This is a genomic window from Burkholderia sp. Ac-20344, assembly GCF_017104975.1.
In the GTDB taxonomy this organism is placed as follows: Bacteria; Pseudomonadota; Gammaproteobacteria; order Burkholderiales; family Burkholderiaceae; genus Burkholderia.
Genome location: NZ_JAAGPP010000029.1, coordinates 53,297 through 62,658 on the forward strand (window position 1 = coordinate 53,297; position 9,362 = coordinate 62,658).

The 9,362-nt window shown below is 69.1% G+C and carries 10 protein-coding genes; 9 read left to right on the forward strand and 1 reads right to left on the reverse strand.

Features of this window, described 5'->3' with window-relative positions:
- Window positions 1-17 precede the first annotated feature (17 nt).
- From G3N64_RS12580 to rfbB, 9 genes are read left to right on the forward strand one after another with little or no spacing between them, the layout of a single operon-like run.
- A complete protein-coding gene (locus G3N64_RS12580; protein ID WP_205784248.1) occupies window positions 18-911 on the forward strand; it encodes a branched-chain amino acid ABC transporter permease in 894 nt (297 codons plus the stop codon).
- Complete coding sequence (locus tag G3N64_RS12585) at window positions 904-1,791, forward strand: branched-chain amino acid ABC transporter permease (RefSeq protein ID WP_205784249.1); 888 nt, start codon at window positions 904-906, stop codon at window positions 1,789-1,791. The genes G3N64_RS12580 and G3N64_RS12585 overlap by 8 nt, the downstream gene beginning before the upstream one ends.
- A complete protein-coding gene (locus tag G3N64_RS12590) occupies window positions 1,788-2,570 on the forward strand; it encodes an ABC transporter ATP-binding protein (RefSeq protein WP_205784250.1) in 783 nt (260 codons plus the stop codon). Before G3N64_RS12585 ends, G3N64_RS12590 begins: the two co-directional genes overlap by 4 nt.
- Window positions 2,567-3,286 (forward strand): ABC transporter ATP-binding protein, encoded by a 720-nt coding sequence (locus tag G3N64_RS12595; protein WP_205784251.1) that lies wholly within the window; start codon window positions 2,567-2,569, stop codon window positions 3,284-3,286. Before G3N64_RS12590 ends, G3N64_RS12595 begins: the two co-directional genes overlap by 4 nt.
- The gene (locus G3N64_RS12600) at window positions 3,283-4,662 is read left to right on the forward strand and encodes an MFS transporter (protein WP_241020915.1); all 1,380 of its coding nucleotides are present in this window, start codon (window positions 3,283-3,285) and stop codon (window positions 4,660-4,662) included. The genes G3N64_RS12595 and G3N64_RS12600 overlap by 4 nt, the downstream gene beginning before the upstream one ends.
- Before the next feature lie 41 nt (window positions 4,663-4,703).
- Complete coding sequence (gene rfbA, locus G3N64_RS12605) at window positions 4,704-5,600, forward strand: glucose-1-phosphate thymidylyltransferase RfbA (protein ID WP_205784252.1); 897 nt, start codon at window positions 4,704-4,706, stop codon at window positions 5,598-5,600.
- Window positions 5,597-6,169: a dTDP-4-dehydrorhamnose 3,5-epimerase gene (rfbC, locus tag G3N64_RS12610; protein WP_205784253.1), complete on the forward strand. Its 573-nt coding sequence runs from the start codon at window positions 5,597-5,599 to the stop codon at window positions 6,167-6,169. The genes rfbA and rfbC overlap by 4 nt, the downstream gene beginning before the upstream one ends.
- The gene (rfbD, locus tag G3N64_RS12615) at window positions 6,166-7,050 is read left to right on the forward strand and encodes a dTDP-4-dehydrorhamnose reductase (protein WP_205784254.1); all 885 of its coding nucleotides are present in this window, start codon (window positions 6,166-6,168) and stop codon (window positions 7,048-7,050) included. Before rfbC ends, rfbD begins: the two co-directional genes overlap by 4 nt.
- Complete coding sequence (gene rfbB, locus G3N64_RS12620) at window positions 7,047-8,051, forward strand: dTDP-glucose 4,6-dehydratase (protein WP_205784255.1); 1,005 nt, start codon at window positions 7,047-7,049, stop codon at window positions 8,049-8,051. The genes rfbD and rfbB overlap by 4 nt, the downstream gene beginning before the upstream one ends.
- Window positions 8,052-8,158: 107 nt before the next feature.
- Here the strand turns inward: rfbB and G3N64_RS12625 are convergent, their stop codons facing one another.
- Window positions 8,159-9,199 carry an aliphatic amidase gene (locus G3N64_RS12625; RefSeq protein ID WP_205784256.1) on the reverse strand — a complete coding sequence of 347 codons (1,041 nt, stop codon included), beginning with the start codon at window positions 9,197-9,199 and terminating at the stop codon, window positions 8,159-8,161.
- Window positions 9,200-9,362 lie beyond the last annotated feature (163 nt).

Consider the following 9,362-nt stretch of genomic DNA (forward strand, 5'->3'; position numbering starts at 1 on the left):
CCACCGGGAGCCTCGCGATGCTGCAATTCCTGATCGATGTCCTGATGCGCACGTCCGACCTGCTGCTGGTGTCCGTCGGCCTGTCGACGCTGTATTCGCTGATCCGCTTCCCGAACATCGCACACGTCCAGTACGCGATGGTCGGCGCGTTCGCGACCCTCGGGCTCGAGCGCATCGGCATGCCGTTCGCGCTCGCCACCGCCGTGTCGTGCGTGCTGATCGGCCTTGCCGCGACCCTCCTGAACCTGTTCGTGTTCACGCGGCTGCTGCGTTCGGGCAGCGCGGTCGCGATGATCGGTTCGCTCGCCGTCTCGCTGCTCGCCGTCGCGCTGATGCTCGGCACCGCCGGCTCGCGGCCGCTGCAGTACGCGCAGGCGATGCGCCCGCCGCTGGTGCTCGGCGGCGTCGCGATGTCGTCCGCGCAGGTGGGGTCGATCGCGTGCGGCGGCGTCGCGCTTGCCGTGTTCGCGCTGCTGCTGTATCGCACCGGCCTCGGCCGCGCGATGCGCGCGCTCGCATCGAATCGCGCGCTCGCACTTGCGACGGGCATCGATGCGCAGCGCGTGACCAACGTGATCACGTTTGCCAGCGGCGTGCTCGCGGCGCTCGGCGGCACGATGCTCGGTGCGACCGAGAGCGTGCACGTCAACCTCGGCTACGGGCTGCTGATTCCGGTGTTTTCCGCCGCGATTCTCGGTGGCCTCGGCAATCCGCTCGGCGCGGCGGCCGGCGCATTCCTGATCGCGCTCGCCGAGACGACCGCGCTCGACGTCGACTTCGGCGGGCTGGTGGGCCGGCCGCTCGCGTTCTTTCCGGTCGAATATGTCGGCGCGGTGTCGTTCGCGATCCTGCTCGTCGTGCTCGTGTTCCGGCCGTACGGCATCTTCGACGGGGAGGTGCGTCGTGTCTAGCTTCATCGTCCATCTGCTGACCGTCGCGTGCCTGTACGCGACGATGGCGCTCGGCCTGAACCTGCAGGCCGGCTACGCGGGGCTCGTCAATTTCGGCTTCGTCGCGTTCGCGGGACTCGGCGCCTACGCCGCCGGCATCGCGTCGCAACTCGGCTGGCCGCTGCCGGCCGCCCTTGCGCTCGCGGCAGGCGCGGCGAGCGTGCTGGCCGTCGCGATCGCGCGGCTCGGCCGCCACCTGTCGGCCGACTACTGGGGCATCGCGACGCTCGCGATCGCCGAGATCCTGCGCACGTTCGCGCTGAACGAAGGCTGGCTGACGGGCGGTGCGCAGGGCATCGGCGGCATCGCGCCGCTCTTTTCCGGGCTGCACGCGCCATGGGCCGATCTCGCGTTCCTCGCCATCGCGGCCGGCGGCCTGGCCATCGCCTACGCCGCGTGCCGGCTGCTGACCACCGGCCGTTTCGGCCGCGCGCTGAAGGTGATGCGCGAGGAACCCGCGCTCGCCGTCTGCTTCGGCTACGACCCGGTCGCGCTGAAGACCTGGGCGAGCGTCGCAGGCGCGCTGCCCGCGGCGTTCGCGGGCGCCCTGCTCACCTGGTACATCAGCTATGTCGGCCCGGACACGATGGTGGCATCCGAAACGTTCGCGTTGTGGACCATCGTCATGGTCGGCGGACTCGGCAGCCACGCCGGCGTGCTGGCCGGCGCACTCATCGTGCAGGCGGTCTACGCGTTCGCGCCGTTTCTGAAGGACTGGCTCGGCGTCGGCAGCGACCTCGCGGGCGCGGTGCGCCTCGGCCTCGTCGGCCTGATGCTCCTTGCGTGCGTGCTGTGGCGCCCGCGCGGCCTCGTGCCGGAACGGCTGGAGGTGCAGCCATGAGCGCCTTGCTCGACCTCGAGGGCGTCACGATCCGCTATGGCGACAACACGGTGCTGTCCGGTCTCACGCTGTCCGTCGGCGACGGCGAGATCGTCGGACTGCTCGGTCCGAACGGCTCGGGCAAGAGCACGGCGCTCAACGCGATCACGGGCTTCGCACCCGTCGCGGCCGGTGCGATCCGCTTCGCCGGGCGCCGCATCGACACGCTTGCGCCGCACCGGATCGCGCGGCTCGGCATCCGCCGTACGTTCCAGTTGCCGTCGATGCCCGCGCGCATGTCGGTGCTGGAACTGGCGATGGCCGCGTCGTCGGCCCGTCACGGCCCCGTCGCGGCGTTGCTGCGCAGTCGCGCGACACGCACGCTGGAGGCCGAGACACGCGCACGGGCCACCGCGCTGCTCGACGAGCTGAAGCTTGCGCACGTCGCGCAACTCGGCGCCGCGGCGATCTCGGGCGGCCAGAAGAAACTGCTCGGCATCGCGTGCGCGATGATGACCGAGCCGAAACTGCTGCTGCTCGACGAACCGACCGCCGGCGTTCATCCCAACCTGCGCGGCGAACTGGCCGCCGAACTGCGTCGGATCCGCGAACAGGGCGTCACGCTCGTCGTGATCGAGCACGACATGCATTTCATCCGCGAGCTGTGCGACCGCTGCATCGTGCTCGATCGCGGCGCCGCGATCGCCGACTGCCGTCCCGCCGAACTCGAAAGCAACCACCGCGTACTCGATGCCTACCTGGGCCGGGGTCGTGCGCGCCGTCTGATGGGGGCCTCATGATCGACGTTCGCGAGCTGGTCGCCGGCTATACGCCCGACATCGACATCCTGCACGGCGTCTCGCTCTCCGTCGGGCCGGTCGACATCGTCACGATCCTCGGCCCGAACGGATGCGGAAAGTCGACGCTCCTCAAGGCCATCGCCGGCTTCGTGCTGCCGCGTGCCGGCACGGTCACGATGCACGGCCGCGACATCGCGCGCGTCCCCGTGCACCGCAAGGTCCGCGAACACGACATCGGCTTCGTTCCGCAGACCGACAACGTGTTCGGTGCACTGACGGTTCGCGAGAACCTGATGCTTGGCGGCCATGCGATGTCCGCGTTCCCTCGCGAAACGCGGATCGACGAGCTGTGCGAGCAATACCCCGTGCTGCGGCGCCGCTACCGGTCGCCCGCGGGCGCGCTGTCCGGCGGCGAGCGGCAAATCGTGTCGCTTGCGCGCGCACTGATGCCGCGCCCCGTGTTGCTGTTGCTCGACGAGCCGTCGGCCGGCCTGTCGCCGAAAATGGTCGACGAGGTGTTCGACGCGATCGTGCGGATGCGCGACACCGAGCACATCGCGGTGCTGATGGTCGAACAGAACGCGATCGAGGCGTTGCGCATCGCCGATCGCGGCGTGGTGCTGACGATGGGCCGCGTCGCGCTGACCGGCACGTCGGCCGAGCTGCTCGACAGCGACGAGATGCGGCGTCTCTATCTCGGCGGGCGCGCGGCATGAGCACGAACGCTGCCCCCGCGGCCGGCACGACGGGCACGCCCGCGGCGCCGCCAGCGCTCGTGATGGTCGCGCTTGCCTGCGGTTTCGTGATGGCGATGCTCGACGTGACCATCGTGAACGTTGCGCTGAAGGCGATGCAGGCGAGTCTCGACATGTCGCTGACCGCGCTCGTCTGGGTCGTCGACGCCTATACGCTCAGCTTCGCCGCGCTGTTGCTGTTCGGCGGCGCGCTCGCAAACCGGTACGGCCCGCGCGCGATCTATGTCGCCGGGCTCGCGCTGTTCGTCGCCGCGTCGGTATTGTGCGCGGCGGCGCAAACGAGCGGCGCGCTCGTCGCCGCGCGACTGCTGCAGGGCGTGGGCGCCGCGCTCTTCATGCCGAGCTCGCTCAGCCTGCTCACGCTGGCGTTTCCGGCGGGGCCGCTGCGCACGCGGATGATCGGCATCTGGGGCTCGCTGGTCTCGGCGGCGATGGCGATCGGACCGTGCGTCGGCGGCGTGCTCGTCGACGCGATCGGCTGGCGCGGAATCTTCTGGGTCAACCTGCCGGTCGGTCTCGCCGGACTGTGGCTCACGCGCCGCCATATCGGGCAGTCGCCGCGCCATCCCGGCCCGTTGAACACGTTCGGCCATCTGCTCGGCGTGCTAGCGCTCGGGGCGCTCAGCTATACGCTGATCGAGGGGCCGGGCGCCGGCTGGCGCTCGCCCGCCATCGTCGCCGGCGCATGCACGACGCTCGCTGCAGGCGCCGCATTCGTGTGGCGCGAACATCGCGCCCGCAACCGGATCCTGTCGCCCGCGCTGCTGCGCAACCCGCGCTTCGTCGCGGGCAGCCTGCTCGGGCTCGCGATCAATTTCGGCATCCTGGCGGAAATCTTCCTGCTGAGCCTCTACCTTCAGCAGACGCGCGGCGCAAGCGCGCTGCGCGCCGGCTTCGAACTGTTTCCGCTGATGGCAATGTTCGGCATCGGCAATCTCGCGTCCGCCCGCGTGAGCGCGCGACTCGGCCCGCGCGGCACGCTGCTCGCCGGCCTCGCGCTCGCCACGCTCGGCAGTGCTGCGCTAACCGGCATCGAGGCGCTGTCCTACACGACGCTCGCGATCGCGGTCGGCATCGCCAACTTCGGTGCGGGCCAGGCGATTCCCGCGATGAATCTCGCCGTCATGCAGTCGGCCGGCCCCGCGGACGCGAATCTCGCCGCCGCATCGCTGAACGCGAGCCGGCAGATCGGCTCGCTGGTCGGCGTCGCGATCGCGTCGGTGGTACTGCACGCGATCGCCGACCCGGACCGCGCGACCGCGGCCGGTTTCGCGGTGATCGCAGCCGTCTACCTGGCCGGCTTCGCGATCGTGTTCCGGCGCATCGACCCGGGTTGACGCGCACGCGGGCCGCCCTTCCACATCACAGCGAGGACATCATGCATACAGCGACTGGCCGTAAGGGACTGATTCTGGCAGGTGGCTCCGGCACCCGGCTCCACCCCCTCACGCATTCGGTATCGAAGCAGCTGATGCCGGTGTACGACAAGCCGATGATCTACTACCCGCTCAGCACGATCATGCTGGCCGGTATCCGCGACGTCCTGATCATCTCGACGCCGCGCGATCTCGACGCGTTTCGGCAACTGCTCGGCGACGGCGAACAGTGGGGCATGAATTTCTCGTACGCGGTGCAGCCGAGCCCGGACGGGCTCGCGCAGGCGTTCGTGATCGGCGCGTCGTTCATCGGACACGACGCGGCGACGCTCGTGCTCGGCGACAACATCTATCATGGCCCGGCGCTGTCGGCGCTGCTGCAGCGCGTCGCCGCGCGCACGACGGGCGCGACGGTGTTCGGCTACTACGTCCGCGATCCGGAACGCTACGGCGTCGTGTCGTTCGACGCGAACGGGCGCGCGATCGATCTCGAGGAAAAGCCGCGCGAACCGAAATCGCACTATGCGGTCACCGGCCTCTACTTCTACGACAACGACGTCGTGTCGCTCGCGAAGGAAGTCCGTCCGTCCGCGCGCGGCGAGCTGGAGATCACCGACCTGAATCGCGCGTATCTGGCGCACGGCAAGCTGAACGTCGAGATTCTGGGCCGCGGCTACGCGTGGCTCGACACCGGTACCCACGAGTCGCTGCTCGATGCGGCGAATTTCATCCAGGTGATGCAGGCGCGCCAGGGGCTGCAGATCGCCTGCCCCGAGGAAATCGCGTACCGGCTCGGCTGGATCGGCTCGCAACAGCTCGAAACGCTCGCGCACGCGCTGTCGAAGAGCGGCTATGGCCGCTACCTGCTCGATCTCCTGAACAAGGAGATCGCCGCATGACATCCGTCATCGAGACGGCACTGCCGGGCGTGCTGCTGATCGAACCGGCGAGCTTCGGCGACGGGCGGGGCTTCTTCGTCGAAAGCTATCGCGCGTCCTGGCTGCGCGACGCGGGTGTCGACGCGTGCTTCGTGCAGGACAACCACTCGCGCTCCCGGCGCGGCGTGCTGCGCGGCCTGCATTACCAGTTCCGGAATCCGCAGGGCAAGCTCGTGCGTGTGTCGCGCGGCGCCGTGTACGACGTCGCGGTCGACATCCGGCCCGGTTCGCCTCATCTCGGGCGCTGGTTCGGCACCGTGCTCGACGACGTGTCGCATCGCCAGCTGTGGATTCCGCCGGGCTTCGCGCACGGCTTCTGCGTGCTGTCCGACGAGGCCGACTTCGCGTACAAGTGCACCGCGTACTACGATCCGTCGTCGGACGCGGGCGTGCGCTGGGATGACCCCGACATCGGCATCGAATGGCCGACGCTCGACGTGCCGTTCGAGCTGTCCGACAAGGATCGCCGGCAGCCGAGCCTGCGCGATTGCGTGCCGGCATCGCCCGACCTGCAAGGAGCCCCGCGATGACGATCGTCGTGACCGGCGCGCTCGGCCAGGTCGGTCGCGAACTCATGCTGCGCGCGGCTGCGCGTCCGGCGATCGGGCTGTCCCGCGCGCAGCTCGACATCGCCGATCCGAAGGCCGTCCGCCATGCGCTCGCCACGCACCGCGCGACGCTCGTGATCAATGCGGCAGCGTGGACAGCCGTCGATCGCGCGGAAACCGAACCCGACGCCGCATGGCGCGCCAATTGCGCCGGGCCGGCGGCGCTCGCCGACGCATGCGCCGAGGCCGGCATTCCGTTGCTGCATCTGTCGACCGACTATGTGTTCGACGGCCGCGCGCACGGCGCGTACGACGAAGCGGCGGGCGTCGCGCCGCTCGGCGTCTACGGGCACACCAAATGGGCAGGAGAGGAGGCGGTCCGTCAACGGCTGCCGGGTGCACACCTGATCCTGCGGATCGCCTGGGTGTTCGGCGCGCACGGCGGCAATTTCGTGCGCACGATGCTGCGGGTCGCCGGCGAGCGCCACGAACTCGCGGTCGTCGCCGATCAGTACGGAGGGCCGACGCACGCCGGCGCGGTCGCCGACGCACTGCTTGCAATCGCGGACCGCCATCGCACGGGGGCCATGACGCACTGGGGCACCTACCACCTGTGCGGCACGCCCGTCACGACCTGGCACGGTTTCGCCGAGACCCTCTTCCGGCAGGCACGGCACGCCGGCCTCGTCGATCGCATCCCGCTCGTGCGTCCGATTCGGACGGCCGACTATCCGCTGCCGGCGCCGCGGCCGGCGAACTCCGCACTCGACTGCACCCGCATTCGCGAGCATTTCGGCATCGAAGCGCCGTGCTGGATCCCGGCACTCGCCGACGTGCTCGATACCTGGAAACGACCCTCATGAGCCATCGACCGAAACATGTCCTCGTCACCGGCGGCGCCGGGTTCATCGGCGCCAACTTCGTCCACTACCTGCTCGCGACGGATCCGCAGGTCCGGATCATCAATCTCGACCTGCTCACCTACGCCGGCAGCCTCGACCATCTCGCGGGCTCGGAAGACACCGGCCGCCACCGGTTCGTGCTCGGCGACATCTGCGACCGGCCCCTGGTCGAAAGCCTGCTGCGCGACCACGCGATCGACACGATCGTCCACTTTGCCGCCGAGAGCCACGTCGACCGTTCGATCACCGGCCCCGGCGAATTCGTCCGCGCGAACGTCGTCGGCACCTGGACCCTCCTCGACGCGGCGCGCACGGTCTGGATGAGCGGACCGGACGCGGACGGGCTCGCACGGCGCCGCTTCCATCACATCGGCACGGACGAGGTGTACGGATCGCTCGCGCCGGAGGATCCGCCGTTCTCGGAAACCACGCCGTATGCGCCGAATTCGCCGTATTCCGCGAGCAAGGCCGGCTCCGACCATCTCGTGCGAGCGTACTTCCACACGTACGGGCTGCCCGTCACGACGACCCACTGCTCGAACAACTACGGCCCGCGCCAGCACGACGAGAAGTTCATCCCGACGGTGATCCGCAGTTGCGTCGACGGCGCCCCCATCCCGCTCTACGGCGACGGCGCGAACGTCCGCGACTGGCTGTACGTCGACGACCACTGCCGGGCGATCGATGCCGTGATCCGGCACGGCACGGCCGGCGAGACGTACAACGTCGGCGGATGCAACGAGTGGCGCAACGCCGACATCGTCGACCTGATCTGCTCGTTGCTGGACGTCCGTCGGCCGCAGGGTGCGCCGCACGCGCGCCTCAAGCACTTCGTCGCCGACCGCCCCGGTCACGATCGGCGCTATGCGATCGACGCGGGCAAACTCGAGCGCGAACTTCGATGGAAACCGACGGAGACCTTCGAGACGGGCATCCTGAAGACCCTCGACTGGTACCTGTAGACGCCCCGACGCCATTCGACATCGCCCGTCACGACCGTGACGGGATCAGGCGCGGTCGCACGATGTCGTCAAGTCACGTCTCGGCCGCGCCGCACCTCCGCCGTCGCCTAACGCGCCTGACCGGCAGATTCGCACGGAATCCCGTCGATCGGACATTCCGGCGTACCGGGCGTCGCCCGCGTGATCGCCTCCACGGCGCGTCGTGTGCCTTCCGGATCCGCGATCCAGTCGCGATAGAACTTGAACGGGCACGCGGCGACGCCGCCGGCATCTTCACCGGAGTGGATCGTGCCCGTATAGCCGCGATGCAGCAGCTTGTACAGATGGTTCTGCGACTGCATGTTCCGGCGCGCGTCGCGCAACAGTCCGAGCGACAGCTCCGCGTACTGGATGCCCATCTCCTCCTCGCCGCACTCGCCGAGCGTGCGTCCGTCGAAGCCGACGATCGCCGAGTGGCCGAAATACGCGTACACGCCGTCGAAGCCGGTGGCATTCGCGACCGCGACATACGTGTTGTTCATCCACGCCATCGCCTTCGCGACCATCACCTGCTGCTCCTTGGCCGGATACATGTAGCCCTGGCAACGGACGATCAGCTCGGCCCCCTGCATCGCGCAGTCGCGCCAGATCTCCGGATAGTTGCCGTCGTCGCAGATGATCAGGCTGATCCTGATTCCCTTCGGCCCCTCCGACACGAACGTGCGATCGCCCGGATACCAGCCCTCGATCGGCGTCCACGGCATGATCTTGCGGTACTTCTGCACGATCTCGCCGTGGTTGTCGATCAGCACGAGCGTGTTGTAGGGCGCCTTGTGCGGATGAGCCTCGTGCCGCTCGCCGGTCAGGGAAAAGACCCCCCACACGTTCGCCGCCCGGCAGGCGGCGCCGAAGATCTCCGTTTCCGCGCCGGGGATCGTCGACGCGGTCTCGAACATCTCCTGCGGGTCGTACATGATGCCGTGCGTCGAATACTCGGGGAAAATCACGAGATCCATCCCGGGTAGTCCACGCTTCATGCCGACCACCATGTCGGCGATCCGTTTCGCATTCTCGATCACCTCCGCGCGCGTGTGCAGCCGCGGCATCTTGTAGTTGACGACCGCGACGCCGACGCTGTCGCGGCTGCTCGAGATATCACCATGTCGCATTGCTGTTCCTCCTTCGTTGCGCGAGCGCCCCGCCCGGGACGCCTGCATGAGTCGCCGCGCCGCCGGGCGGCGCGGCGCACGGTCAATGACTGAGCATCCACGGACGCCCGGTCGCGCGCCCTTTCATGGCGGGTTCGCCCGACGCCGTGCCGCCGGCGCCGCT

What these genes read in the sequence shown, in the direction of transcription:
- G3N64_RS12580 (WP_205784248.1), top strand. Translation starts at nt 18, where the DNA reads ATGCTGCAATTCCTGATCGATGTCCTGATGCGCACGTCCGACCTGCTG.
- G3N64_RS12600 (WP_241020915.1), top strand. Translation starts at nt 3,283, where the DNA reads ATGAGCACGAACGCTGCCCCCGCGGCCGGCACGACGGGCACGCCCGCG.
- rfbB (WP_205784255.1), top strand. Translation starts at nt 7,047, where the DNA reads ATGAGCCATCGACCGAAACATGTCCTCGTCACCGGCGGCGCCGGGTTC.
- G3N64_RS12590 (WP_205784250.1), top strand. Translation starts at nt 1,788, where the DNA reads ATGAGCGCCTTGCTCGACCTCGAGGGCGTCACGATCCGCTATGGCGAC.
- rfbC (WP_205784253.1), top strand. Translation starts at nt 5,597, where the DNA reads ATGACATCCGTCATCGAGACGGCACTGCCGGGCGTGCTGCTGATCGAA.
- G3N64_RS12625 (WP_205784256.1), bottom strand. Translation starts at nt 9,199, where the DNA reads ATGCGACATGGTGATATCTCGAGCAGCCGCGACAGCGTCGGCGTCGCG.
- G3N64_RS12595 (WP_205784251.1), top strand. Translation starts at nt 2,567, where the DNA reads ATGATCGACGTTCGCGAGCTGGTCGCCGGCTATACGCCCGACATCGAC.
- rfbD (WP_205784254.1), top strand. Translation starts at nt 6,166, where the DNA reads ATGACGATCGTCGTGACCGGCGCGCTCGGCCAGGTCGGTCGCGAACTC.
- rfbA (WP_205784252.1), top strand. Translation starts at nt 4,704, where the DNA reads ATGCATACAGCGACTGGCCGTAAGGGACTGATTCTGGCAGGTGGCTCC.